The sequence below is a fragment of the Leclercia sp. J807 genome, from assembly GCF_009734465.1.
In the GTDB taxonomy this organism is placed as follows: domain Bacteria; phylum Pseudomonadota; class Gammaproteobacteria; order Enterobacterales; family Enterobacteriaceae; genus Enterobacter.
Genome location: NZ_CP046446.1, coordinates 572700 through 599113, shown reverse-complemented (window position 1 = coordinate 599113; position 26414 = coordinate 572700). Strand labels below are relative to the sequence as shown.

The window sequence follows — 26414 nt, the reverse complement described above, 5'->3', positions numbered from 1 at the left end:
GGACACTGTGGAGCGCAACATGACGACCTCTACCCTGCACCCTGATAATAAAAAAGCCGTTGAACATCGCGTCATTAATAAGCTGTTTCGTCGTTTGATCGTGTTTCTCTTTATTCTCTTTGTCTTCTCGTTCCTTGACCGCATCAATATCGGCTTTGCCGGGCTGACGATGGGCAAAGATCTGGGCCTCACCTCCACCATGTTTGGCCTGGCCGCAACGCTCTTTTACGTCACCTACGTGCTGTGCGGGATCCCCAGCAATATCATGCTGGCGAAGATTGGCGCGCGCCGCTGGATCGCCGGGATCATGGTGGTGTGGGGGATCGCCTCGACCTGCACCATGTTCGCCACCAGCCCGCAGACGCTCTACGTGCTGCGTATGCTGGTGGGCATTGCCGAAGCCGGTTTCCTGCCGGGCATTCTGGTCTATCTCACCTGTTGGTTCCCCGCCTATCACCGCGCCCGCGCCAACGCGCTCTTTATGATCGCCATGCCGGTGACCATGATGCTGGGCTCGATCCTCTCCGGCTACATTCTGGCGCTGGACGGCCTGTGGAACCTGAAGGGCTGGCAGTGGCTGTTCCTGCTGGAAGGTCTGTCGTCGGTGGTGCTTGGGGTGGTGACCTGGTTCTTCCTGAACGACACGCCGGATCAGGCCACCTGGCTGGACGACGAAGAGAAGCAGACCCTGAAAACGATGATCGCCCGCGAGCAGGAGAACGCCGTGGCACATGCCGCCACGCCGCGCTCGACGCTGCGTGAAGTGCTGACCCCGGCGGTGCTGCTCTACACCCTGGCCTACTTCTGCCTGACCAACACGCTCAGCGCCATCAACATCTGGACGCCGCAGATCCTGCAAAGCTTCAACACCGGCAGCAGCAATATCGTGATCGGCCTGCTGGCGGCGATCCCGCAGTTTTGCACCATCCTCGGGATGATCTGGTGGAGCCGTCGCTCCGACAGGCTGAAAGAGCGAAAAAAGCACACCATCCTGCCGTACCTTTTTGCGGCGGCGGGATGGCTGCTGGCATCCGCAACCGATCACAGCCTGATCCAGCTGCTTGGCATCATCATGGCCTCAACCGGATCGTTTACCGCCATGGCGATCTTCTGGACCACGCCAGATCAGGTTATTAGCCTGCAATCCCGGGCGGTAGCGCTGGCGGTGATCAACGCCATCGGCAACGTCGGCTCCGCCGTCAGCCCGCTGCTGATTGGCATTCTGCGCGATGCCACCGGCAGCTTCAGCTCCGGGCTGTGGTTCGTGGCTGGGTTGCTGGTGGTGGGTGCGCTGGTGCTGACGCGTATTCCGATGACCCGGCAGGAGAGCCGTGCAAACGTGCCGGACATGGCGACGCAGAAGATCCATTGAGGAGCGGTTATGTGCCAGAGCCCAATTGCCAATATCGACATCAGCAAAGAGTACGACGAGAGCCTTGGGACGGACGATGTGCATTACCAGTCCTTTGCGCGTATGGCGGCCTTCTTTGGCCGCGATATGCAGGCCCATCGCCACGACCGCTATTTTCAGATGCACTTTCTTGATACCGGGCAGATTGAGCTGCAGCTGGACGATCACCGCTACTCGGTGCAGGCCCCGCTGTTTGTCCTCACCCCGCCCTCGGTGCCGCACGCGTTTTTCACCGAATCGGACAGCGACGGACACGTGCTGACGGTGCATGAAGATCTGATCTGGCCGCTGCTGGAAGTGCTCTACCCCGGCACCCGGGAGACCTTCGGGCTGCCGGGCATCTGCCTGTCGCTGGCCGATAAACCCGATGAGCTGGCAGCGCTTTCTCATTACTGGCGTCTGATTGAACGCGAATCCACCGCCCAGCTTCCCGGGCGGGAGCACACCCTGGCGCTGCTGGCGCAGGCGGTATTCACCCTGCTGCTGCGCAACGCAAAGCTCGACGATCACGAGGCCTACGGCATGCGCGGCGAACTGAAACTGTTCCAGCGCTTTACTCAGCTGGTTGACGCACACTTCCACCAGCACTGGACGGTGCCGGAATATGCCAGCGAACTGCACCTCACCGAATCGCGGCTGACTGACATCTGCCGCCGCTTCGCCAATCGGCCGCCGAAACGGCTCATCTTCGACCGTCAGTTGCGCGAAGCCAGGCGGCTGCTGGTCTTCTCCGACAGCGCCGTGAATGAGATTGCCTGGCAGTTGGGATTCAAAGACCCGGCCTATTTCGCGCGGTTTTTTAACCGCTTAGTAGGGTGTTCGCCAAGCAAGTATCGGGCACAGAAAGTGCCAGTGTCGTGAATCTCCCCAGCGGCGCCAGTATGGTAGGCCGGGTAAGCGTAGCGCCACCCGGCAACCAGACCGCACTGTTCTGGCAGTCAGACCGCCACGGTGGACGCCCGATAAAGTCGAATAAAAAAGTCCGTGTTATGCGGGACGTTTGCAAGAAGCTACTTATTCTTTTTGGCTAATTTAGCCAGAAAGCCGAATGCAACGACAGAAACTATGCCGACAATGACATTGAGGAGTACATAAACATATAACCAGGCATTTTCTAGGTTGTCAGAGTAGTCATCCGCATACAGAGTGAAATCATCATAATTAAACCTAGTCATAAACCTGGCGATCGGAATTCTCAGGCTTTCAGACAGTGGGTCAAAAATGCCGCTTATGAGGAACAAAAACGTGATTGCCAGAAACAGGGTAATGCGCAGCGACCATTTAAGGAACCTTAACATTACAGACCCCATGAGTATTGCCAATCACGGTAATGTCGCCGTAAGCCCATAACTCATTTCCCCCCAGAACTTTATGCTTATGCGCACGCAGAAGCGCGGCCCTTACTGTGTAAAAATCCACGTTACGAAAGAACGTAACACAACCCTCACTAATTCCTGAGCCGTCCGGGCGAGGCGGATGTAGCCGGAAATGTTTTCGGTTGTAATGGAATGTACCGACATCAAAACGCATAACGTCATCAATCACGCCATCTTTGCGAAAGAGAGCAAACCAGTCGTAATAATTATTGCCGGTGAAAGCATGTTTTAACCAGGTTTCTGCGCGTGAACGCATCCCGCCCGTTGGCCGGTCAACAATCCAGTAACTGCCAGGCGGAACAGCTGCATTCGACAGATAAGAGCACTTAGGTTTATTCGCTAACTCCCCAAGACCGCTAAAAACGGGGAATGAACCCACGCCGCCTACATCGAGACGTGCAACCCGGCCATCGTCATAAAGATTATTAAAATCCAGCCGACAGTGGATCATGCCGTCATCCTCTGGTTCCACGAATCGGTGAATTTGATATTACCATCGAGATAAAGCCAGGTAATTCTCTCGTATGCCAGGGATATTGATTCAGTAGGGTTACTGCTTAAACCTGATGCACTCTTGAAATTATGCATTACCGGCGTTACCGCCACAATTTTCACATTTTCAAGGATGAAGTGCATAAACTCCTCCTCTACGCCTGCATCACTGATGCGATACCATTTAATTATCGCCTTTTGAAGGGGTTCACCTGTCGATACGGCACGGTAAAGAAACGGCGTAGCTTTGTCGAACTCCTTAGTGATACTTAACTGGTCATGGACGCGGGTGCCGGTAAGCCGGCCCATGTTGTAATCGTAGGGAATATGTACGCCGTGATTAAAGCTCTGCATTTCAATTGCACCTTCACGGTTTATAACATCGCTTCCGCCGGATATAAGCGTACCGGACTGATTATAAAGCCAGAGATAAGCAGGAACTGCCATAATAATTTCCTTATATATTTTATGGTTAATCTTTATTAATCTTCCTGCGAAAAATATCATGCTAAATCGTATAGTTAATTTCCGAATTTTTTGTAATGTCACTGTCCGTTCACTAGTCCAGTGCACGCTTTCCCCCGGTGGCGCTGTGCTTACCCGAGCGACGAACCGTAGGCCGGGTAAGCGCAGCACCACCCGGCAAAATCCACCCCGATCACAAATCTTGCACCCGCCTGAAAAGTACCCGTCGTTGACTCATTCGTCCCTTCACGACCCGCCTCTCTCACGCTTCAATTAAACAACAAAAAGAACACATAAATTTAACAACTATCTTCCGATACGAGGTCCCTATGAAACCTGAAGATTTCCGCGCGAGCACCACCCGCCCGTTAACCGGCGAAGAGTATCTGAAAAGCCTGCAGGATGGCCGTGAGATCTATATCTACGGCGAGCGCGTGAAAGATGTGACCACCCATCCGGCGTTTCGCAATGCGGCGGCCTCGGTCGCACAGCTGTACGATGCGCTGCACAAACCTGACATGCAGGACGCGCTCTGCTGGAACACCGATACCGGCAACGGCGGATACACCCATAAGTTTTTCCGCGTGGCGAAAAGTGCCGACGATCTGCGTCAGCAGCGCGATGCCATCGCCGAGTGGTCACGTCTGAGCTACGGCTGGATGGGGCGCACCCCGGATTACAAAGCGGCCTTTGGCTGTGCGCTGGGGGCGAACCCGGCCTTTTATGGTCAGTTCGAGCAGAACGCCCGCAACTGGTACACCCGTATCCAGGAAACCGGCCTGTACTTTAACCACGCCATCGTCAACCCGCCGATCGATCGCCACAAACCGGCTGACGAAGTGAAAGATGTCTACATCAAGCTGGAGAAAGAGACCGACGCCGGGATCATCGTCAGCGGCGCGAAGGTGGTTGCCACCAACTCGGCGCTGACCCACTACAACATGATCGGTTTTGGCTCGGCACAGGTGATGGGGGATAACCCCGACTTCGCCCTGATGTTTGTCGCCCCGATGGATGCCGAAGGGGTGAAGCTGATCTCCCGCGCCTCCTACGAGCTGGTAGCAGGCGCGACCGGCTCCCCTTACGACTACCCGCTCACCAGCCGCTTCGACGAGAACGATGCGATCCTGGTGATGGATAATGTGCTGATCCCATGGGAGAACGTACTGATCTACCGCGATTTTGACCGCTGCCGTCGCTGGACCATGGAAGGCGGTTTCGCCCGCATGTATCCGCTGCAGGCGTGCGTGCGTCTGGCGGTGAAGCTCGACTTCATCACCGGGCTGCTGAAAAAATCGCTGGAGTGTACCGGTACCGCCGAGTTCCGCGGCGTGCAGGCCGACCTCGGCGAAGTAGTGGCCTGGCGCAACATGTTCTGGGCGCTCAGCGACTCCATGTGCTCAGAAGCCACACCGTGGGTAAACGGCGCTTACCTGCCAGACCACGCGGCGCTGCAAACCTACCGCGTGATGGCGCCAATGGCCTACGCGAAGATCAAAAACATCATCGAGCGCAACGTCACCAGCGGCCTGATCTACCTGCCGTCCAGTGCCCGGGATCTGAACAATCCGCAGATCGACAAATACCTCGCGAAATATGTGCGTGGCTCCAACGGCATGGACCACGTGGAACGCATCAAGATTTTAAAACTGATGTGGGATGCCATCGGCAGCGAGTTTGGCGGACGTCATGAGCTGTACGAGATCAACTACTCCGGTAGCCAGGATGAAATCCGCCTGCAGTGCCTGCGCCAGGCGCAGACCTCCGGCAACATGGACAAAATGATGGCGATGGTCGACCGCTGCCTGTCTGAATATGACCAGAACGGCTGGACGGTTCCGCACCTGCACAACAACACCGATATCAACCTGCTGGACAAGCTGCTGAAATAGGGCAGCGGGAGCTCAAGATGCAACATGATGAACAACGTCTGCGTTTTCGTGACGCGATGGCCAGCCTCTCTGCGGCGGTCAATGTGATTACCACCGATGGTGAAGCCGGACGCTGCGGCATCACCGCTACCGCCGTCTGCTCGGTAACGGATACGCCTCCCTCGGTGATGGTGTGCCTGAATGCCAGTAGCGCCATGAACCCGGTTTTTCAGGGTAACGGCAAGCTGTGCATCAATGTACTCAACCATGAACAGGAGCTGATGGCGCGCCATTTTGCCGGAATGACCGGCATGGCCATGGAGGAGCGGTTCACCCTCTCCTGCTGGCAGAAAGGCGTGCTGGCCCAGCCGGTATTAAAGGGGGCGCTGGCAAGCCTGGAAGGTGAGATTAGCCAGGTGCAGACCATCGGCACCCATCTGGTCTACCTGGTGGAGATCAAAAACATCCACCTGAGCCAGGAGGGACACGGGCTGATTTACTTTAAACGCAGATTTCATCCGGTGTTAATTGAACAAGAAGTAACAATTTAACACTCTTTTCAACAGCCAGCCGCCTCCGTGACTGGCTGTTTTTTAGTCAATTTGATTTACCTTAGAAATAGTTCACCGCAATACATTCATATAGTCGATAAATAATTTTCCTGCCCCCACCAGAGTTAATAGTCTTTTGCTATTTTTGCGTGTCTCGTGTCCAGTTTGAATGAAATTCAAATGACAGAATGTTCCTAATTATGTAATCTCCGACACGGAAACATTTTCGTGAATAATAAAGTTCAAATTAGTTGTTTACTGAATAGTACACCTGCGTCACCACAACAAAATCTGCACGTTTTTTAACCGGAATGGTACTTTTCCGTGCGGTAGCCTACCCTTTTTTTGGCTGTTCTGACTTAACGCCTGCGTTTTTTTGCTGCTCCTGCACCTGCAAGATTTATCAACTGCTTAGCTATTAGAAGCGGTTGTATGCCATCAACATTTTATTTCACATGCCAGTTATTGATTTGTTGGAAAATATTGATTTATGAAGAACGTAACTCGCCTTGTGGTGATTTCGCTCGCCCTCATGCTGAGTGGCTGCGCATATTCTCCGAAGCAGGTTGAAGCATCCCGACCGCTTGTGAATCAGACCGCTTCTACCGACCTGCATGCTATGGCAGCTAACCTGCAACAACCTCTGAACACGCTGCCGCAGGGCGCATCGCTCAGCGCCAATGGCAATACGTACACGTTAGGCCAGCGCTATGTCTCTGCCCTTGGGCTGGAATGCATTGAACTGCTGCGTAACCGCAACTACAACCAGTCCCAGCGCGGTGTGACCTGCAAGAACGGTGATACCTGGTATCTGGTACCGCAGCTGGAACAGGCTTCCGCCAGTAACCTGCTTGCCGTGCAATAATTTTGAAGAGAAATGTTGTGAAGATAACGAATTTTCGGCAATTGAGTGCCGTCCTGTTGCTGGCCTGCGTCTCCTGCGCATCTTTAGCCGCTCCCACCCAGCAAGAAGCCCAGGCTTTTGGGATGAACGCCCCGGCAGATAACGGCGATGGTCGACTGCAGCTTGGCGGTGAGCAAGCGATGAGCGGCCAGGCCAATACCTCCTCCACGACCGGTACTTTCGCGCAGCAAAACCGCCAGGGCATGTTACTGCCGGGCGAGTCCGACGTGCGTAAATTACTGCCGCAGTCCGAGTCCGGCCTCCCCCCTCCGTACGGAGCTAACCTGTTTGCCGGTGGTTATGAAACCGAGCGCAGCGACGGCTTAAACGATAATTATCTGATCGCTCCCGGCGATAAGCTGAATATCTGGATCTGGGGCGCGGTTAATTTCTCCAACGTGGTAACTGTTGATAATCAGGGCAATATTTTCATTCCTGATGTCGGGCCAATAAATGTCAAAAATGTGGCAGCGAGTAAAGTCAATAACTTAGTCACCAGCCATATCAGCGAAGTATTCACCAATAACGTAAATGTTTACGTTAATTTACTTACCGCGACGCCGGTCAGCGTATATGTCACCGGGCCAGTAATCCGCCCTGGGCAATATGCCGGACAATCTTCCGACAGCGTTTTATATTTCCTGAAACGCGCTGGCGGCATCGACTCCGATCGCGGAAGCTATCGTCACATTAAGGTGTTACGCCAGAACCGTGTGATCCAGCAGATCGACCTGTATGAGTTTATGCAGCAGGGCAAAATGCCGAAGCTGTCCCTCAAAGATCAGGACGTGATCCTGGTGGAACCGCAGGGGCCGATGATCAACGTGGCCGGTAAAGTGCGTAACCCGTTCCGCTTTGAGCTGAAGAACAGCACTGCGCTCGGCTCGGAACTGATCGATTACGCCCTGCCCCTCGCCAAAGTGAGCCACGTGGGCGTGATTGGCGATCGCTCCAACGGCCCGTTCTCGGTCTATATGCCATATAAAGATTTCGACCGCGTTCAGCTGAGCGACGGCGACAAGGTGCTGTTCAACGACGACATGCATGCGCAGGTGTACGACGTGCAGGTGATGGGCAGCTATCGCGGGCCATCTTACTTCACCGTGCGTAAAGAGACCCGTCTGCACGATCTGCTGAACCATATCCCGATTGATCCGAACATGGCGGATTACGGCTCGATCTACATTATGCGTAAGAGCGTGGCCGCGCGGCAGAAAGAGATGCTGGAAGACTCCCTTAACCGTCTGGAGCGCAGCGTGTTTACCGCGCCAGCTAATTCTGACGGTGAAGCCTCCATCCGAACCAAAGAAGCCGAGCTGGTGATGCGCTTTGTGGAAAAAGCCCGCAAGGTTCAGCCGCTGGGTAAAGTGGTGGTGGCGGATAAGGGCGTGATCGCCAACATCCTGCTGGAACAGGGCGACCAGATTGTGATCCCGAACAAAACCGACCTGATTCAGGTGGGTGGCGAAGTGATGATGCCCCAGGCGGTGGTCTACAACAAAAACGCCAGTCTGGAAGACTACGTAGCCTGGGCGGGCGGCTATACCGACCGTGCGAACGACAAGCGCATTGCTGTGGTACATGCCAACGGGCTGATGGAGTTTAAAGACGGCGGTGATGTGATGCCAGGCGATCAGATTCTGGTCATGCCGAAAGTGGACAGCAAAATGATGCAGTCCATCAAAGACATCACCCAGGTCATCTATCAGGTTGCCGTGGCGGCCAACGTGGTCCTGAACTAACCCTCAATGCGGGCTCGCACCATCGCGGGCCCGTTCTGTGATATCGGCCTTCTTATGCTTAAACCTGTTCTCAACCAGACGCCCCGCAGCTCTTTCCAGGTGCTGAGGGATGTGACGTTTGGCCTGCTTATTCGTGAACTGAAAACGAGATTTGGCAGTTACCGGCTGGGGTATGCCTGGGCGCTGTTGGATCCGTTGTTGATGATTGGTGCTTTTAGTTTGATATTTGGGATGCGCAACCACAGCGGTTTTGGCGGCGCGCCTGCACCGTTGTTTATTACTGCTGGCTATTTGCCATTTATCTTTTTTAAAAATGTTGTGAGTAAACTGCAATCGGCGGTAAACGCAAACAAGGGATTGTTTTGCTATAGGCAAGTCACTCCCTTTGCTACTTTTATTGCCCGTTTCATTCTTGAGGCCATTATTGGCATGGTTGTATGGTGTATTTTAGTCTTAGGATTATTATGGTTTGGTTTTGATGCTATTCCTAACAACCCTTTACAAGTAGTTGTTCTGTACTTGATTTTAATGCTTTTTTCGTTTTCATTAGGTATGGTTTTTTGTGTAGTTAGCAATTTATTTCAAGAGGCAAATAAATTTCTCAGTCTCATAATGATGCCATTGATGTTCGTTTCCTGCGTTATGTATCCATTAGCGACTATACCAGCGCATTACCAACACTGGTTTTTGTGGAATCCGTTGGTGCATGCCGTTGAACTAATACGATCAGGCTGGCTTGCTGGCTATGTTAGCCCGAATGTTAGTTGGGCATATTTACTCGGAGTAACGCTTGTTCTACTTACGTTCGCAATGAGTTGTTACCGCTTAAGTCAGCGTCGCCTAATTGCAAGTTAAAGTGAAAATGCATGATTATTCTTGATAATGTATCGAAGTATTACCCTACCAAATTTGGCCGAAACTATGTACTACGCGATGTAAGCATAACGCTCCCAAGCAATCGTAATATCGGTATCTTAGGTACTAATGGTGCGGGGAAATCAACTTTGCTACGCCTACTTGGCGGTATGGATATGCCTAGCAAAGGAAAAGTTACTCGACATTGTCGTGTCTCATGGCCACTTGCCCTAGGCGGTGGATTTCAGGGAAGCATGACGGGGCGAGAAAATACACGCTTCGTTTGCCGTATCCATGGAGTACACGATACCCGAGCTATTGAGGAATGGGTGAAGGAATTCTCAGAAATCGGCCAGCATTTCGAACTGCCAATCAAAGGATATTCAAGCGGTATGAAATCAAAATTTTCGTTCGCGGTGAGTATGGCCTTTGATTTCGAAATTTACCTTACTGATGAAATAATGTCAGTAGGGGATGCACGATTTAAACAAAAATGCATTGATGTTTTTAACCATAAACGTGAGACCGCAAGCCTAATCATGGTTTCGCACGATATGAAAAACTTACGTCAACAATGTGATATGGGTATTGTTCTGCGCAACGGTACTTTAGAAATATTTGACAACATCGACGATGCCATCCGTATTTATCAGAACCTATAGCAAGTAAAAAATAATGACGCAACTAACTCGCCTAAATAAATCATCAGGTTTAATGCGTAAGCTTAAAAAATTCAAAACTAAACCCAAGCGCTTTTTTATCGATTCAAGCGGTTATAAACTTGCGCACCGTTCCTGGAAACAAAGTCTTAGACTAGGCAGTTTTTCATGGGTAATAATATGTTTTTCTCTTGCTGTACTCTATTTTGGTTTTATTGCTTCAGATCGGTATGTTAGTCGGGCAGAATTAGTAGTTAAACAAGCCGATCAAATTAAAATGTTGCCTGACACCTTATCTATGTTAGGAATTGGCGGTAGTAATCATGAGGATGTACTCATAATACAAGACTATCTCAAATCTCCAGATCTGCTTAATAAACTTGATAACGAACTAGGTTTGAAAGCCCATTACCAAAACCCTAAAGTAGATTACTTTTCTCGATTACCAGATGATGTGAGTAATGAAGATTTTATTAAGTATTACCGTGATCACCTTACATTACGTATGGATGATGTCTCTGGTGTACTGACAATTGAGTTACAAGCATTTGACCCAGCATATGGTCAACGGGTGGTTAGTCTAATGTTGAAAGAATCCGAACGTTTTATAAATAAGTTAGGGCATCAGGTTGCGTTGGAACAGTTGGCCTTTGTCGAGAAAGAAGTTGACCGTGCTTATCTGCGGGTACAATCGGAAAAAGCTAAAGTTTTAGAATTTCAAAACAATCACCACTTAATTAGCCCTGAATCAACCAGTAGTGCGCGCTTGGGAGTGGTAAGTCAAATTGAAGCTCAACTGGCGCAGCAACAAGCTCAATTGAAACAACTGCAAAGTTATATGAAAAGTTCTGCGCCTGCTGTAGTTTCTGTGCAAGCCAAGGTGGATGCATTAACACAGCAATTAGCCCAAGAGCAAAGTCGACTTACTGGCGTGGATAAAGATGCGATGAACGAAGTTACTGCCCGCTATATGGATGTACAGACTCAAGCAACTTTAGCAGTAGATCTCTATAAGTCGGGCCTTATAAGCCTAGAACAAGCAAGAGTCGAAGCATACCGTAAACTGAAACATCTATTAGTTGTTAGCCAACCTACTCTGGCTGAAGATGCAGAATATCCCCGACGCCTTTATAATCTGGCAACCATTGGTGTATTGCTGTGTCTAATATATGGTCTAATCATAATGGGTTTAGCAACTCTCCGGGAACATCAAGATTAAGACAATCAACAAACTTGTTTTAGTAATTTTATCAGTATCGAATATAGCTCGGCTTATTCATTTCATATTATTACATTGTAGAAAGCAATGTAGTTCAGAGAAAAAGCATAAAGCAAGTAACTATTAACACTTTCCTTATGCTTGTTTAAATCAGAAGGAAAACTGACGAATGGCTCACACAAAAATGAAAAAAACAAAAAACAAAATTAAAAAAATATTTAATTCAATCATTTCAAAAGAAGATGAAATAAAAGGACATTTTGACGTGTTTGATGGGAATTTTGTGCATGGGTGGGCCGTTGAAAAAATTAAAAATTCACCAGTTACTCTCTCTTTATACATAAATGATATCGAAATTAAAAAATTCTCTAGTGGTTTACACAGGAAAGATCTTTCAATTGCTGGTATAAATGAGGGATTCGCTGCTTTTTCAGAACCATTAAACTTACAAAAAATAGTAACAGAATATGGTTTTGATTGTTCAATTTCAATTAAATCTGAATTCGGGTATTACGAGTTAAAAAACTCACCAAAAAAACTATCACCTCCAGAAATTATATTTTCATTAGATATTTATAACAATGGGGTGGCTGCAGGTTGGGTAGTTGATAGAAATAATGAAGAAGTCGCTTTATCGCTAGACGTCACTATTAATAATAAAAACCACCAAATCCCAGCAAATTTATTAAGAAGCGACTTAAACTCAATTGGCATTAAAAATTGCAACCATGGTTTTTATATTAATGCATTTGAGCTATCTGGGACAGATGAATGTGATATATCGATAAAATTAAAATATGACAAAGAATACGTTATAGCTTCTCAAAAGAATTTCACATCTTTCTCTTCAAAAATTAAAGCGTTAACTGAATTACAATCATTTCTCCGCAACGAGAAATATTATTTAAAATCAACGAATTCACATCAATTAGTTCACTCTATCATCCCAGCGATTATTGATCACTGTCGAATGAACATTGATGTACCTACGATTAAACCTATTGATATCAAAAGCAAAAACAAAAATGAAAGCATTGCTGTAATAATACCTGTATACAAAGGGGTTCAAGAAACTATCAATTGTATATCTAGCGTAATTCACGCTAAAAACCAAGCACCTTTTCGGGTTATAGTAATAAATGATTGTAGCCCAGACTTAGAGATGAAGAATGAGCTTTCTAAATTCAAAGATTATGTAAATATTGAGATTTTAAATAATGAAGCAAACTTAGGTTTCGTAGGAACTGTAAATAGAGGTATGCTAGTAGCAGAAGCACATGATGTCATTCTATTAAATTCAGATACTATAGTAGCTGATGGTTGGCTTGACGCCATTTTACAAGAAGCATATTCCTCTAATAACTCAGAGATTATTGGTACAGTTACACCTATATCTAATAATGCCACTATTTGTAGTTTCCCTGAATTCTGTATAGATAACGAATTACCTATTAATTACGATGTACATAAATTAGCTTCGCTTTGTTCAACAAACATTATGCCGGCACAAGAGTTACCTACTGCGCACGGATATTGTATGTTTATCAAAAGAGCAGTGATAAATGATGTTGGATATTTTGACCAGCAAAAATGGGGAAAAGGTTATGCTGAAGAAAACGATTTTTCTTTAAGGGCATCAAAATTGGGTTGGAAACATGTCGTCACTAATAAAACCTTTGTGCATCATTTAGGCTCGGTTTCATTTGCTAACAATGCTGAAGAATTTATATCTAAGAATCTTGAGAAACTTAATGCAATTTATCCTGACTATCCTGAATTAGTTGCAAAATTTGTAAAGGAAGATCCGGTTCGATTACTACGCAAAGAACTCGCAGCTAAAATTATCAGAAATGAACTGTCTGAATTCTCTAAAAAACCTATTCTTTTTGTTTCGTTAGTAATCGGCGGTGGCACTAAGGTAGCTACTGATGAGATGGAACGTTTACTGAATAAAGAACAGTATCCGGTAATTATGTTAACGTGCCGCGAAAATGGCATGTGGCGTTTATCTTTAGAAAAGGTGGGGGTCTTCTGTGATTATGATATTTATAATGAATATAATGATTTCGTATCCTTATTAATAGAGTTAGGGGTATGGCACATTCATTATCATCATACCCTTCAGTTCTCTACTCGCATTTGGGATCTACCAACTGATCTTCAATGTAAATATGATGTTACCTTGCATGATTATTATACAGTCTGTCCACGAGCAAATATGGTCAGCTACAGCGATAAATACTGTAATCAGCCAACAAATGATGTATGTAATAACTGTATTCGTGATATGGGCGTTCACGACTCATCAAAATTAAAAATCGAAGATGTCGGTGGTAGTATAGAAAGCTGGCGTCAATTTCACGAAATGCAGTTATCAAAGGCTCGGAAAGTTTATACGCCATCAAAAGATACAATGTTAAGAATAAAAAACTTCATTCCACTAGATAATATTGATTATAGATATCATCCAGAAGGAATTATCAAATCATATGTTAACCATCATGCAGACAAAAAAATTAACATTGGCTTCATTGGCGCCATTGGTCCCCATAAAGGTATCAATGTAATTAAGGGTCTTGCTGAATATATTAAAAATAAAGATATTCAAGCGAATTTAACTATTATTGGATATACAAGCGATGACGACTTCTTCAGCACCTATGATTTTGTTAAGATTACCGGAAGATACTCCCGTGAAAACTTCCTTCAATTATTCGAAGAAAATGAGGTGGATATTATTTTCATTACGAGCATATGGCCAGAGACTTTCAGTTATACATTCACAGAAGCAATATCCAGCAATCTTCCAATTGCCATCTTTGATATCGGTGCTGTAGTTGAACGATCCAGAGATATGCGCTCGGTTTTGAGAATACCACTAGGTAGTAGTAATCACTCGATATTTAATACCATCAGCGAATATTTATCTGAACCAGTCACTGAGCAAAGACAAATTGGCGTAGAATACCCATCAATCATCAACGATTATTATAATATTGAGGTTGGATAATGGAGTTTTTAGTAAATGAGTTTGACATTGGTGATTATTGCAAAGTTAAAGCATGTAATTGGAGCAATATTTGCGTCATTTGCTTTTCAGGGTTTAATACGCCTAAAGGTAAATTCAATTATATAAAAACATTCTCAAACAGCAATTATCACCAAATTTATCTTAATACAACTAGTGATGATTATTACCATAAGGGTATTCAAGGGCTAGGTGGTAATTTAGAGGCCACGCTGAAAGCTCTAAATGAAATCATTGAGGACCTACCCGGAGATAATATAAGGATTATCACTCTCGGATGTTCTATGGGAGGCTATGGAGCTCTTCTTTACGGGGCCTTATTAAAAGTCAATAAAATCTTAGCGCTAGGTGCCAGTATTCCAGAATTTTCTGAATCGCTTTTAGGAAAGAAAGAACGCTCTGAACATGTTGACATTTATAAAAGCCTTGAGAGTAAAATTATTGATTCGGATGTAGAAAAATTAGTGTTGCACGGTGACAGCACAATTAGCGACATTCTCACCCATCAGCGGCTACGATTTTCAAATAATACTGTTAGCAAACATTTACATGGATGTACGCATGCTTTGATTACTATTCTAGCCGGTAAAATGGATATTAAACAATTAATTGAAGATGTTGATGCAGCTCTTGCCCATATTGACAATATATTCCCCTCTTTTAATTTACCCGATGAACAATATCAAATATTGCAAGATTTATTTAACCCTAACAATTTAGATGGGATAGCACGCTCGCCAATTATTATAGACAATATTGATTCATTACATCATACAGTTCTCTACTGCGTTGCAGTGTCAAATATAGTTAATAATTCAAACCTTGCAAAATCATGTTTTTTCCTTGCCCTCGACAAACAGCTTCATTATCGTTCAGCCAAACGATGTTATGATTTATTAGTTGATTCCTCTGAATATAAACGACTTATGAGTAAAATTGAAGATGGCGTTTTCAACCTTGGCATCGAACAGCTGGACATATCAGAAATAATATCTCTTCAAACAATTTATGATGAACTCAACAAAAAAGTATATATAAAAAAAAATGCCTCTAATAAACTAACCGAAGGTTATATTGATAAATACAATGGTGAAATTTTATTTGGTTGGTGCCTTGAAAGAAACAGTCTGGAAGCAGTAGAAGTTGATATATATTTTGGCGAAGATCCTGAGCCAAAACAAAAATTAAGATGCAATAATTTTAGGAAAGATTTAAAAACTGCCGGTAAAAATGATGGTAATTGTTCCTTTAGTCTACCATTTAGCGCCTATAACCCAGTATTAAAAAACAGTTTCGCTGTGAATGTTATTGAAACATCAACTAAAGAAATTGTAAGTAATTCTGGAATACCGGCGCTCCCTCCATTTATTCATCTTAATGTCGAAAAAATAATAGATGGTAATATTTATGGATGGATGTACGATAGAAATTATCCAACTAATATGATTGATATGCAAGTGATTAGCCACCAAGGTAATGTTACTTTAGACCGTATCCCACGAAGCGACTTACAAAGTAAAGGAATAAACCCACTGGCAGGCTTCATAATTAAATCGAATAAAAAACTGAATACGTTAGATTATATTGACATTTTTATATCCAATAGTAACCATAGAATTTCAAGAACTATAATGGTATAATTGATATATTAAAAAAGCATTTAAGGATTTACTGCTCCAAATTAGCATGCACGTTGGCAATTATCTTTTGGTAAAAAACACATTCTCATCTTATATACTACAAGCTAGTTTAAATATTGACTATACTCTGTATAGTTTATATTTAAAAACAACCAATGCATCTATAAATGAGCCATGCACAATATTGTATACGATTAAGATTGAATTGCGATTCTAGCTGGCAACAGTGTTATAGCATAAATCAAGATTATATTTCACTGTTAGTGATAACTTCTTAATGGTCGCATTTAAAATTCACCTCTAAGTGTAATATCAATATAAAATTAGCTGTGCATTACACATGACTTTCATTCGCAATTGGATAACAATGTGAACCTTTATATTGCCGCCATCGTTAAAGATGAATTTGCAGGCCTGCTTGAATGGATAGCGTATCACCGGGTTTTGGGCGTAACCGGATTTATGATTGCCGACAATGGCAGTCGTGACGGAAGCCGCGAGCTGCTCTCTTCCCTGGCGCGTCTGGGGATAGTAAAAGTTCTCGATCAACCGGATGTGATTAATCAAAAACCGCAGCTCCCGGCATACGAGCGCATTTTACGTAGCTGTTCCCGCGATATTGATCTGCTTGCCTTTATCGATGCCGATGAGTTTTTATTGCCCCTATCAGCTGAAGTGAGTCTGGTCGATTTCCTTACTTCACATTTTAGTGACGAAAGCGTTAGCGCCATTGCGCTTAACTGGGCCATTTTTGGTTCCAGTGGCGAGCTCTTTGCTGAAGATGGCCTGGTAACGGAGCGTTTTACTCATCGCGCACCGATAAAATTTAACGTTCACCACAACGTGAAAAGCGTGGTGAAACCTGAGCGCGTGAATCATTTTCACAATCCACATTTTGCAGATTTGCGCTATGGCCGCTATATCGATGCGCTGGGCAATGACATGGTTTTACACCCAAAACATGGTCCTGGCGTAAGTGCCGAAGTGGTCTGGAACGGCGTCCGGGTCAACCATTACGCTGTAAAATCTTTGGAAGAGTTTCTGCTCGGCAAGCACCTACGTGGCAGTGCTGCCACAGCAAACCGCGTAAAACATAAAGCCTACTTCAAAGCCCACGATCGCAACGACGAAACCTGCCTGCTGGCGGCGGCACTGGCCCCAAAAGTCAAAGCCGAAATGGCTGCAATACAGGCGCAGCTGGATGCTTTGCCAACAGAAGAGAGCCCACAGAAAAGCGACTCTTGGCTGGCGACCCGCGTTAAAAAGTTAATCAGCTAATCTACGTTTTTTATTTCGACAGGAGTCAGAAGCGGGCTTTACCCGCTTCCGGGTAGTGAATCCACTCATGCAAAGCGATTACCATTGGCACCCTCTGGCGCTGCCAGATTCTTCTTTATCCCGTGCGGGCTGGTTCCTGATCCAGGGCACCCTGCGTGCCCGTCAGCCTCGGGGTGAAACCCGCCTGCGCTGGCAGTGTCAGGGCATCTGGCATGAGCAGATCCTGCCTATCACCCGCCGCGGTACCCTGCAGGAGCTAGTCTGGTTGCCGGTGGGCGCCACTCAGGTGGGGCTGCTCGCCAGCAGCGAAGGGGCGGAATGTGAGCTGAATATTACCCGCTTTGCACAGGTCTCAGCGGGCAATAGCCTCTGGCGCCGTCTGCGCCGGGTGTGGCCTTTTTATCAGCGCCTGAATGCGCAAAAGCGCAAACGCCTGGGGCTGTCGTGGCATCTGTGGTTTACCGATTTACAGCAGGCTTACGACCTGGTGGGCAAGATCCGCGACGACAGGCCGCTGCACGCCTATGAACACTGGCTGGCAAATTTCGATATCGTGCAGCCCGGTGAACGCCGTCTGATCGATCGACTGCTGGCCCGCTGGGGCAACCTGCCCCACGTCTGCCTGCATCTGGTGAACGGCGGCGATGAGTCATCACGCCAGCGCACGCTCGACAGCATCGCGACACTCTGTTACCCGGCCACGCATATCACCGTGCTGGAGCACCCCTCTGTTACTGTCAGGCCAGAAGGCGAATGGCAGTGGGCCATTCCGGTGGGGGCGGAACTCGCTCCGGCCGCATTAGTGTGGCTGGCGCACCAGCTGCGCCAGACGCCAGAGGCAAAATGGATCTACGGCGATCACGATCTGCTGGATGAAAAAGGAAAACGCCACTCGCCGGACTTCAAACCGGACTGGAACGAAACCCTGCTGTACAGCCAGAACTATATCGGTTGGAGTGGCCTCTGGCGGGAAGAGGGCACCTTCGCCATCCCGCAGGACGGAGCCGAAAACTACCGCGGCTGGTTGCAGCTGGCCCGGCAGCTTGCGCCGAAGGATATCGCGCACATCCCCGCCCTGCTGATGCACGTCCCGGACACGCTCCCGCAGCAGGACGGGTATGAAACGCTGGCAAGCCTGCTGCAAGAGCTACCCGTCGGAGTGACGCTGGAGTCGGCTCCACACGGCATCTGCCGCTGGCGCTGGCCGCTGCCGGAACAGCTTCCCCGGGTGTCGGTGATCATCCCCACCCGCAACGGACTGGCGCATCTCAAACCGTGCATTGAAAGCCTGGTGCAGCACACCCGCTACCCGAATATCGAAATCATGGTGATGGATAACCAGAGCGACGATCCCGACACGCTTGCTTATTTTGGCTACATTACCCAGGAGTACGGGGTGCGGGTTATCGCCTGGGATCATCCGTTTAATTACTCAGCGATCAACAATGCGGGGGTGCGCGAGGCCACGGGCGAGCTTATCTGCCTGCTCAACAACGACACCGAGGTGATTAACCCGCAGTGGCTGGATGAGATGGTCTCCCACCTACTGCGCCCGGGCGTCGGCATTGTGGGGGCAAGGCTCTTCTACGGCGATGGCCGGGTCCAGCATGCGGGCGATGCTGTCGGGCCGGGTGGCTGCGCCGATCATTTTCACAGTGGGTTGGCCGCCGATGAACCCGGCTATCAGCGCAGGGCGGTGAGTGCTCAGGAGCTGTCCGCCGTGACGGCGGCCTGTCTGCTCACCCATCGCCAGCTCTTTTTGTCCCTGAACGGCTTAGATGAAGTCAATCTGCCGGTGGCCTTTAATGATGTGGATTACTGTCTGCGGGTCGGCGAGGCAGGCTGGCGGATCGTCTGGACGCCGTTTGCCGAGCTGTACCACCACGAATCGGTATCCCGCGGCAAAGATGTCACGCCAGAACAGCTGGCGCGCTCCCAGGGTGAGCTGCGCTATATGAAAAAACGCTGGGCGCAGCGGCTCACTCACGATCCTGCATACAATCCCAACCTGAGCTATGACCGACCCGATTTCTCATTAAGTCATGCTCCTAATGTGGTGCTGCCATGGACGAACTAATCAGAAAGGCACTCTTTAAACCGTATCTGAAGTTGAATAAGCAAAGCAGCGAGACGCATGCTTGCAGTTGGGAGTGCCGCTCCCTGTTGATTCTGCATGAAGGGAATTCACCGACGCTGGCCTATTTTGAAGCGGCCATCCGGAGTCGCTTTCCCGGCGCGGCCTGTCAGCTGATGGATACCTTAACCACGCCCGCTATCGAAGTGGATAAAGGAACGGCCATTGTGGTCATCCGCTTTATCTCCGCCGAGTGGCAGCGCGAGATTGCGCGCAACATCGACGATCTCTCCCAGGTGGTTTACTTCATGGATGACGATCTGTTTGATCCATCCGCGTTAGGGGCGCTACCCAAAGCCTACCGGACGAAGATCATTCGTCGTTCTGCGGCCCAGCACCGCTGGATCACTTCGCACTGTGACAGCATCTGGGTGTCGACGCCCTACCTGGCCAGTAAATATGCCCACCTCAACCCCGATGTGGTGTCTGCTCAGCCCACGCCGCGGCTGCTGGCGGTTAAACAGCCGGTAAAAATTGCCTACCACGGTTCAAGTTCACATCAGGCCGAAAAGTACTGGCTGCGTGAAATAGTAGAAAACGTGCTGGCACAGTGTCCGCAGGCCAGCTTCGAAATCTTTGGCGAACACGAAATCTATAAGCTCTATCGCGACCTGCCGCGCGTGACGGTACTGCATCCTATGAGCTGGCAGAACTATCTGGATTACACCCAGCATCACCGCATCGATATCGGTCTGGCGCCGCTACTGGCGTCAGAGTTTAATATGGCGCGCGGGCCGGTAAAATTTTATGATTTCGTCCGCATGGGCGCGGTGGGGGTTTACAGCAACTGCGCGCCCTACAGTGACTTTATTGAACAAAATATCAACGGCGTGCTGCTGAATAACGATCCGCAGAAATGGATCGATACCCTAGCGCTACTGGTGAATGCCGGGCAAAAACGTCAGACTCTGGCGAATAATGCAAAGGAATACTCGTACTCGTTAATCAGTTAAAAACGGGACGACAAGGGAAATAATCATTTCCACCCTGTAACAGGCGTTGTATTTCAGACGGCCTGCCGCTAAAACACGGTCTGAACGGATAGCAGAGACTGTGTTCTGGTGACCATTTCATCCAATAGAAAAAGTAAAAATCGCTTATGAAAATCCTTGTAACCGGTGGAGCCGGTTTTATCGGTTCTGCTGTTGTTCGCCATATCATCCGGGATACGCAGGATGCGGTGATCAACCTTGATAAGCTTACCTACGCGGGCAATCTGGAATCGCTGGCCGAGGTCGCAGCGAGCGACCGCTACGCCTTTGAGCAGGTGGACATCTGCAACCGTACGGAGCTGGATCGGGTCTTTGCCACCCATCAGCCGGATGCGGTGATGCATCTGGCCGCCGAGAGCCATGTGGATCGCTCCATTACCGGCCCGGCCGATTTTATCGAAACCAATATCGTCGGCACCTACACGCTGCTGGAAGCGGCTCGCGCTTACTGGAGCGAGCTGGATGAATCCCGCAAGCAGGCGTTCCGCTTCCACCACATCTCCACCGACGAAGTCTATGGCGACCTGCCGCACCCGGATGAAGTGAGTGCGGGTAGTGAGCTGCCGCTCTTTACCGAGACCACGCCGTACGCGCCAAGCAGCCCGTACTCGGCGTCGAAAGCCTCCAGCGACCACCTGGTGCGCGCGTGGCGTCGTACCTATGGTCTGCCGACCATCGTCACCAACTGCTCCAACAACTACGGCCCGTATCACTTCCCTGAGAAGCTGATCCCACTGGTGATCCTCAATGCGTTGGACGGCAAAGCGCTGCCCATCTACGGCAAAGGCGATCAGATCCGCGACTGGCTGTATGTGGAAGATCACGCCCGTGCGCTCTACACCGTGGTAACCACCGGCGTGGTGGGCGAGACTTACAACATCGGCGGCCATAACGAGAAGCAGAACCTGGAGGTGGTCCACACCATCTGCGAACTGCTCGACGAGATGGTGCCGAAGGCCGGTTCCTACCGCGACCAGATCACCTACGTGTCTGACCGCCCGGGCCACGACCGTCGCTACGCTATCGATGCCAGCAAAATGAGCCACGAGCTGAACTGGCAGCCGCAGGAGACCTTCGAGTCCGGTATCCGCAAAACCGTGCAGTGGTATCTGGATAACCAGCAGTGGGTCAACAACGTAAAAAGCGGCAGTTATCAGGACTGGATCGCGAAGAACTATCAGGAGCGTAACTGATGCATATTCTGCTGTTCGGCAAAAATGGCCAGGTGGGCTGGGAGCTGCAGCGCGCGCTGTTGCCGCTGGGTCGTATTACGGCGGTGGATTTTGACTCCACCGACTACTGCGGTGATTTCAGTAACCCGGAAGGCGTGGCTGAGACCGTGCGTCTGCTAAAGCCGGACGTGATCGTCAATGCCGCCGCCCATACCGCGGTGGATAAAGCTGAGAGCGAGCGCGACTTTGCCGAGCTGCTCAACGCCACCAGCGTAGCCGCCATCGCTAAAGAAGCCGAGGCGCTGGGCGCCTGGCTGGTGCACTACTCCACCGACTACGTCTTCGATGGCAGCGGTGAAAAACCCTGGGTCGAGACAGACCAGACTGCACCGCTGAACGTCTACGGCGAAACCAAGCTGGCGGGCGAGCAGGCTGCCGCGCTCTGCTCCCGTCATCTGGTGTTCCGCACCAGCTGGGTCTATGCCGCCCGTGGCGCTAACTTCGCCAAAACCATGCTGCGCTTTGGCAAAGAGCGCAGCGAAATGTCGGTGATCAACGATCAGTTTGGCGCGCCGACCGGAGCAGAGCTGCTGGCCGACTGCACGGCACATGCGATCCGTATCGCCCAGGATAAGCCGGAAGTCGCCGGCCTTTATCACCTGATCGCCTCCGGCACCACCACCTGGTTCGAGTATGCCCAGCGGGTGTTCGCGACTGCACGGGCGGCAGGCGTTGAGCTGGCGGTCACCCAGGTGAATGCAGTGCCGACCAGCGCGTTCCCAACGCCGGCGAAACGTCCGCATAACTCACGCCTCGATACCAGCAAGTTCCAGCGCACCTTCGGGCTGACGCTGCCAGACTGGACCCTCGGCGTCGATCGCATGCTTGCCGAAATCCTTGGAAAGTAAATGCATCAGGGTATGCTATGCATGCCTTGTTTTATCGACACGGACCTTTGTCAGGGAGTGGCGCGTTTAGCTCCCTCTACAGCAATCAAACAGATGCCGGGTGGCGGTTCGCCGTCATCCGGAGCAAAACAGAAGAAATGAAGGATTATGAACAAGCGTAAAGGTATTATTCTGGCCGGTGGGTCAGGGACTCGTCTCTATCCGGTCACCATGGCGGTGAGCAAACAGCTGCTGCCAATCTACGACAAGCCGATGATCTACTACCCGCTGAGCACCCTGATGCTGGCCGGTATCCGCGACATCCTGATCATCAGCACCCCGCAGGATACGCCGCGCTTTGAGCAACTGCTGGGCGACGGCAGCCAGTGGGGCCTGAACCTGCAGTATAAAGTGCAGCCAAGCCCGGACGGCCTGGCGCAGGCCTTTATCCTCGGCGAAGAGTTTATCGGCGACGACGACTGTGCGCTGGTGCTGGGCGACAACATCTTCTACGGCCACGACCTGCAAAAACAGCTGGAAGCCGCCGCAGCCAAACCTGCGGGCGCTACCGTCTTTGCCTATCATGTACACGATCCTGAGCGTTATGGCGTGGTGGAGTTCGACCGTGAAGGCACCGCGATCTCCCTGGAAGAGAAACCGCTGCAACCGAAGAGCAACTATGCGGTAACTGGTCTCTACTTCTATGACAACCGCGTGGTTGAGATTGCCAAAAGCCTGAAACCGTCCCCGCGCGGCGAGCTGGAAATCACTGACGTGAACCGCATCTACCTTGAGCAGGGCGATCTGTCGGTCGCCATGATGGGCCGTGGTTATGCCTGGCTTGATACCGGCACCCATGAGAGCCTGATTGAGGCCAGCAACTTCATCCAGACCATCGAAACCCGTCAGGGGCTGAAAGTGGCCTGTCCTGAAGAGATTGCTTACCGTCTGAAGTTTATCGATGCCGACCAGGTGCGCAAGTTAGCCGCGCCACTGGCGAAGAATGCTTACGGGCAATATCTGCTGAAAATGCTCAAGTAGTCACCATTAACACCTGGGGCGTCATGCCCCATTTATCAATCAGGCCGTAATCATGAACGTAATTCAGACCGCAATCCCCGACGTCTTTATCTTTGAGCCAAAAGTGTTTGGCGATGACCGTGGCTTCTTCTTCGAAAGCTTTAACCACAAGCAGTTCGAAGCCGCCATTGGCCGCAGCGTAAACTTCGTGCAGGACAACCACTCCAAATCCTCAAAAGGCGTTCTGCGTGGCCTGCACTACCAGCTGGCACCGCATGCGCAGGGCAAACTGGTGCGCTGTGTGGCCGGTGAAGTATTCGACGTGGCGGTGGATATCCGTAAAAGCTCCCCGACCTTTGGTCAGTGGGTGGGCGTGCATCTGTCTGGCGAGAACAAGCGCCAACTGTGGATCCCGGAAGGTTTCGCCCACGGCTTTATGACCCTGAGCGACACCGCGGAATTCCTGTATAAAACCACCAACTACTACGCGCCGGAGAGCGACCGTGGCATCCGCTGGAACGATGAGACCATTGGTATTACCTGGCCAGAGATCGACAGCGAGATCCTCACCTCCGCCAAAGACAGCGTTGCCAAATCCTTCCCTGACGCAGAATACTTCTGAGTCCCACGCCCCGCAGTGACGCGGGGCGTTTCTGATGCACAGAGCGCACATGACATTCTATACAGGTTCAGCCGGGATTCTGGCGCGAAAAGCGCAGCTTGAGCCGATGCTGGGCCACCCGTTACACGCCTTTAAAACCAACACAGAACTGGCGCAAGACGATGTCCTGGTCGGCTGGGGCCAAAAAGCCAATACCCGCCAAATCAAACAAAAAGCCCACGATCTCGGCCTGCCGTACTGGCAGCTTGAGGATGGCTTTATCGGGTATATTGGTCATCCCGCCAGGGGAGGCAAAGCCGTCTCCCTGATCGCCGATCCTGTGGGAATTTACTACGATGCCCGCCAGCCGAGCCGCCTTGAAGAGCTGATCGCGACCCCCTGCGATGACAGCATGCTGGCGCGTGCCGAAGCGCTCATAGCTGAACTACTGCGTCTCGGCATCACTAAATACAACTGCTATACCGCAGGCAGCGGCCTGCCGGATACGCTGGCGGCCCGCCTGCATAGCGACCCGCGCCCTAAAGTGCTGCTGATTGACCAGGTGGCGGGGGATCTCTCCATTCCTGGTGCGCTGGCAAGCGAAGAGGATTTTGTCGCAATGGTAGCGGCGGCCCGACGTAACCACCCCGAGGCCCGCCTGTTGCTGCGCACTCATCCGGATACCCGGCTGGGTAAAAAAAGCGGCGTGCTGGCGCGGCTGGCGCTGGACGACGTGGAGGTAGTGGCCGAACACTGCCATCCCCATGCCCTGCTCAACGACGTAGAGGCGGTCTACACCGTCTCCTCCCAGATGGGCTTTGAAGCGCTGCTGCTCGGGAAAGTTGTTTACTGCTTCGGCATGCCGTTTTACGCGGGCTGGGGGCTGACCCACGACAGCAAAACCTGCCCGCGCCGTCAGGGGCCGATCGCCCTGCCCCAGCTGGTGGCGGCGGCGCTGATCCTCTACCCGCGCTATCTGGACCCGATCCTGGGCCAGCGCTGCGAAGTGGAGCAGGTACTCGACATTATTGCCGGTCAGCAGAATCCCGCCCCGCGCTATCGCCGTCTCTATATGGTGGGCTTCTCGCTGTGGAAGCGCGCCTTTATGCGCGCCTTCTGCCAGCCGTTGGCCGAAGAGCTGCGCTTTGTGCGCAAGCTGCCTGAAACGCTGGCCGCCGACGAGCAGGTGCTGGTGTGGGGCAGCCGTCATCCTGAACTTAAAAGCGCCATCCGGGTGGAAGATGGTTTTATCCGCTCCCGGGGGCTGGGCTCGAATCTGTGCCGCCCTTCGTCGCTCTCCATCGACCCGGTGGGGATCTACTTCGACAGTCGCCGTCCAAGCGGGCTGGAGCAGTTGCTAAATCAGCATGAGCTTACCGACCAGGAGCTGGCTCGCGGCGAGACGCTGGTGGATCTGCTCCGCCAGCACGGGGTGAGCAAATACAACGTCGGCACCATCAAACCGTTCACCCCGCCTGCTGATGGCCGTTCGCTGGTGCTTGTGGTGGGCCAGGTGGATGGCGATGCCTCGATCCTCACCGGCAGTCCGGTTATCCGCAGCAACGAAGCGCTGCTGTGGGCGGTACGGGACGCCAGACCGGAGGCGCACATCCTCTTTAAACCGCACCCGGACGTGGTGGCGGGCAACCGGGCCGGAGCTATCTCTGCCGAATGTCTGGCCCACTGCGTCGACAGCCAGGTGCTGGATCTCGGCCTCACCAGTCTCTATCCCCATGTGGATGAGCTGCACACCATGACGTCGCTGAGCGGCTTTGAAGCACTGGTGCAGGGGGTGAGCGTCACCACCTGGGGCCAGCCGTTCTACAGCGGCTGGGGACTGACCGAAGACAGACATCCTGCCCCGCGTCGTCAGCGCCCTCTGCCACTGGCGGCGCTGGTCTACCTGACCCTGGTGGCCTATCCGCGCTATATCGACTGGCAGAGCGGGCTGTGGATGAGCCCGGAGCAGTTGATCCGCCAGTTGGCCGCGCAGGGCAACTCCTCATCGCAAAAAGCCAGCCGCTGGCAGCGCTGGCAGTTAAAACTGAGCTATCTCGCGCAGACGCTTCGCTAGCGAACGATTTATCCTGATGTATTAAAGAAAAGCGGTCATCAAG

The 26414-nt window shown here is 50.5% G+C and carries 21 protein-coding genes; 19 read left to right on the top strand and 2 right to left on the bottom strand.

Annotated features, from left to right (window positions below; all coding sequences use genetic code 11):
- Positions 1-19: 19 nt before the first annotated feature.
- Both hpaX and hpaA read left to right on the top strand, forming a co-directional pair.
- The gene (gene hpaX / locus GNG26_RS02785; protein WP_156237719.1) at positions 20-1372 is read left to right on the top strand and encodes a 4-hydroxyphenylacetate permease; all 1353 of its coding nucleotides are present in this window, start codon (positions 20-22) and stop codon (positions 1370-1372) included.
- Between the two features lie 9 nt (positions 1373-1381).
- On the top strand, positions 1382-2272 hold the full coding sequence (gene hpaA, locus GNG26_RS02780; RefSeq protein ID WP_156237718.1) for a 4-hydroxyphenylacetate catabolism regulatory protein HpaA: 891 nt from the start codon (positions 1382-1384) through the stop codon (positions 2270-2272).
- A gap of 420 nt (positions 2273-2692) precedes the next feature.
- Here hpaA and GNG26_RS02775 read toward each other — a convergent pair whose 3' ends face one another.
- On the bottom strand, positions 2693-3238 hold the full coding sequence (locus tag GNG26_RS02775; protein WP_156237717.1) for a DUF2778 domain-containing protein: 546 nt from the start codon (positions 3236-3238) through the stop codon (positions 2693-2695).
- Entirely contained in the window at positions 3235-3726 is a 492-nt protein-coding gene (locus tag GNG26_RS02770; protein ID WP_156237716.1) for a type VI secretion system tube protein TssD, read from the bottom strand. The genes GNG26_RS02775 and GNG26_RS02770 overlap by 4 nt, the downstream gene beginning before the upstream one ends.
- A gap of 347 nt (positions 3727-4073) precedes the next feature.
- Here GNG26_RS02770 and hpaB point away from each other — a divergent pair, with 347 nt between their 5' ends.
- The 17 genes from hpaB (at position 4074) to GNG26_RS02685 (ending at position 26371) form a co-directional block, all read left to right on the top strand.
- Positions 4074-5636 (top strand): 4-hydroxyphenylacetate 3-monooxygenase, oxygenase component, encoded by a 1563-nt coding sequence (gene hpaB / locus GNG26_RS02765; RefSeq protein ID WP_156237715.1) that lies wholly within the window; start codon positions 4074-4076, stop codon positions 5634-5636.
- Between the two features lie 17 nt (positions 5637-5653).
- Entirely contained in the window at positions 5654-6166 is a 513-nt protein-coding gene (locus GNG26_RS02760) for a 4-hydroxyphenylacetate 3-monooxygenase reductase subunit (RefSeq protein ID WP_156237714.1), read from the top strand.
- A 490-nt stretch (positions 6167-6656) separates the two neighbouring features.
- Positions 6657-7031: a hypothetical protein gene (locus GNG26_RS02755; RefSeq protein WP_156237713.1), complete on the top strand. Its 375-nt coding sequence runs from the start codon at positions 6657-6659 to the stop codon at positions 7029-7031.
- Positions 7032-7048: 17 nt separating this feature from the next.
- The gene (locus GNG26_RS02750) at positions 7049-8812 is read left to right on the top strand and encodes a polysaccharide biosynthesis/export family protein (protein ID WP_156237712.1); all 1764 of its coding nucleotides are present in this window, start codon (positions 7049-7051) and stop codon (positions 8810-8812) included.
- 111 nt (positions 8813-8923) lie between these two features.
- Positions 8924-9667, top strand: a complete 744-nt coding sequence (locus GNG26_RS02745) for an ABC transporter permease (protein WP_231604211.1) — start codon at positions 8924-8926, stop codon at positions 9665-9667.
- An 11-nt stretch (positions 9668-9678) separates the two neighbouring features.
- Positions 9679-10329 carry an ABC transporter ATP-binding protein gene (locus tag GNG26_RS02740; RefSeq protein WP_156237711.1) on the top strand — a complete coding sequence of 217 codons (651 nt, stop codon included), beginning with the start codon at positions 9679-9681 and terminating at the stop codon, positions 10327-10329.
- Between the two features lie 13 nt (positions 10330-10342).
- Entirely contained in the window at positions 10343-11545 is a 1203-nt protein-coding gene (locus tag GNG26_RS02735) for a sugar transporter (protein WP_156237710.1), read from the top strand.
- A 169-nt stretch (positions 11546-11714) separates the two neighbouring features.
- Positions 11715-14555: a glycosyltransferase gene (locus GNG26_RS02730; RefSeq protein WP_156237709.1), complete on the top strand. Its 2841-nt coding sequence runs from the start codon at positions 11715-11717 to the stop codon at positions 14553-14555.
- Entirely contained in the window at positions 14555-16213 is a 1659-nt protein-coding gene (locus tag GNG26_RS02725; protein ID WP_156237708.1) for a hypothetical protein, read from the top strand. Before GNG26_RS02730 ends, GNG26_RS02725 begins: the two co-directional genes overlap by 1 nt.
- A gap of 369 nt (positions 16214-16582) precedes the next feature.
- Positions 16583-17491 (top strand): glycosyltransferase family 92 protein, encoded by a 909-nt coding sequence (locus GNG26_RS02720; RefSeq protein ID WP_156237707.1) that lies wholly within the window; start codon positions 16583-16585, stop codon positions 17489-17491.
- Positions 17492-17558: 67 nt separating this feature from the next.
- Positions 17559-19568: a glycosyltransferase gene (locus tag GNG26_RS02715; protein ID WP_156237706.1), complete on the top strand. Its 2010-nt coding sequence runs from the start codon at positions 17559-17561 to the stop codon at positions 19566-19568.
- Positions 19556-20578 (top strand): glycosyltransferase family 1 protein, encoded by a 1023-nt coding sequence (locus tag GNG26_RS02710; protein WP_156237705.1) that lies wholly within the window; start codon positions 19556-19558, stop codon positions 20576-20578. Before GNG26_RS02715 ends, GNG26_RS02710 begins: the two co-directional genes overlap by 13 nt.
- 146 nt (positions 20579-20724) lie before the next feature.
- On the top strand, positions 20725-21810 hold the full coding sequence (gene rfbB / locus GNG26_RS02705) for a dTDP-glucose 4,6-dehydratase (protein WP_156237704.1): 1086 nt from the start codon (positions 20725-20727) through the stop codon (positions 21808-21810).
- Positions 21810-22697 carry a dTDP-4-dehydrorhamnose reductase gene (rfbD, locus tag GNG26_RS02700; RefSeq protein WP_103178122.1) on the top strand — a complete coding sequence of 296 codons (888 nt, stop codon included), beginning with the start codon at positions 21810-21812 and terminating at the stop codon, positions 22695-22697. The genes rfbB and rfbD overlap by 1 nt, the downstream gene beginning before the upstream one ends.
- Before the next feature lie 147 nt (positions 22698-22844).
- Complete coding sequence (gene rfbA / locus GNG26_RS02695) at positions 22845-23717, top strand: glucose-1-phosphate thymidylyltransferase RfbA (RefSeq protein WP_156237703.1); 873 nt, start codon at positions 22845-22847, stop codon at positions 23715-23717.
- Between the two features lie 52 nt (positions 23718-23769).
- Positions 23770-24318, top strand: a complete 549-nt coding sequence (gene rfbC / locus GNG26_RS02690; RefSeq protein ID WP_103823133.1) for a dTDP-4-dehydrorhamnose 3,5-epimerase — start codon at positions 23770-23772, stop codon at positions 24316-24318.
- 49 nt (positions 24319-24367) lie between these two features.
- Positions 24368-26371, top strand: coding sequence for a capsular polysaccharide biosynthesis protein (locus GNG26_RS02685; protein WP_156237702.1), 2004 nt, complete (start codon positions 24368-24370; stop codon positions 26369-26371).
- Positions 26372-26414 lie beyond the last annotated feature (43 nt).

What these genes read in the sequence shown, in the direction of transcription:
- rfbA (WP_156237703.1), top strand. Translation starts at nt 22,845, where the DNA reads ATGAACAAGCGTAAAGGTATTATTCTGGCCGGTGGGTCAGGGACTCGT.
- GNG26_RS02760 (WP_156237714.1), top strand. Translation starts at nt 5,654, where the DNA reads ATGCAACATGATGAACAACGTCTGCGTTTTCGTGACGCGATGGCCAGC.
- GNG26_RS02755 (WP_156237713.1), top strand. Translation starts at nt 6,657, where the DNA reads ATGAAGAACGTAACTCGCCTTGTGGTGATTTCGCTCGCCCTCATGCTG.
- GNG26_RS02735 (WP_156237710.1), top strand. Translation starts at nt 10,343, where the DNA reads ATGACGCAACTAACTCGCCTAAATAAATCATCAGGTTTAATGCGTAAG.
- GNG26_RS02730 (WP_156237709.1), top strand. Translation starts at nt 11,715, where the DNA reads ATGGCTCACACAAAAATGAAAAAAACAAAAAACAAAATTAAAAAAATA.
- GNG26_RS02725 (WP_156237708.1), top strand. Translation starts at nt 14,555, where the DNA reads ATGGAGTTTTTAGTAAATGAGTTTGACATTGGTGATTATTGCAAAGTT.
- GNG26_RS02775 (WP_156237717.1), bottom strand. Translation starts at nt 3,238, where the DNA reads ATGATCCACTGTCGGCTGGATTTTAATAATCTTTATGACGATGGCCGG.
- rfbC (WP_103823133.1), top strand. Translation starts at nt 23,770, where the DNA reads ATGAACGTAATTCAGACCGCAATCCCCGACGTCTTTATCTTTGAGCCA.
- hpaX (WP_156237719.1), top strand. Translation starts at nt 20, where the DNA reads ATGACGACCTCTACCCTGCACCCTGATAATAAAAAAGCCGTTGAACAT.
- GNG26_RS02710 (WP_156237705.1), top strand. Translation starts at nt 19,556, where the DNA reads ATGGACGAACTAATCAGAAAGGCACTCTTTAAACCGTATCTGAAGTTG.
- rfbB (WP_156237704.1), top strand. Translation starts at nt 20,725, where the DNA reads ATGAAAATCCTTGTAACCGGTGGAGCCGGTTTTATCGGTTCTGCTGTT.
- GNG26_RS02740 (WP_156237711.1), top strand. Translation starts at nt 9,679, where the DNA reads ATGATTATTCTTGATAATGTATCGAAGTATTACCCTACCAAATTTGGC.
- GNG26_RS02715 (WP_156237706.1), top strand. Translation starts at nt 17,559, where the DNA reads ATGCAAAGCGATTACCATTGGCACCCTCTGGCGCTGCCAGATTCTTCT.
- hpaB (WP_156237715.1), top strand. Translation starts at nt 4,074, where the DNA reads ATGAAACCTGAAGATTTCCGCGCGAGCACCACCCGCCCGTTAACCGGC.
- rfbD (WP_103178122.1), top strand. Translation starts at nt 21,810, where the DNA reads ATGCATATTCTGCTGTTCGGCAAAAATGGCCAGGTGGGCTGGGAGCTG.
- GNG26_RS02685 (WP_156237702.1), top strand. Translation starts at nt 24,368, where the DNA reads ATGACATTCTATACAGGTTCAGCCGGGATTCTGGCGCGAAAAGCGCAG.
- hpaA (WP_156237718.1), top strand. Translation starts at nt 1,382, where the DNA reads ATGTGCCAGAGCCCAATTGCCAATATCGACATCAGCAAAGAGTACGAC.
- GNG26_RS02770 (WP_156237716.1), bottom strand. Translation starts at nt 3,726, where the DNA reads ATGGCAGTTCCTGCTTATCTCTGGCTTTATAATCAGTCCGGTACGCTT.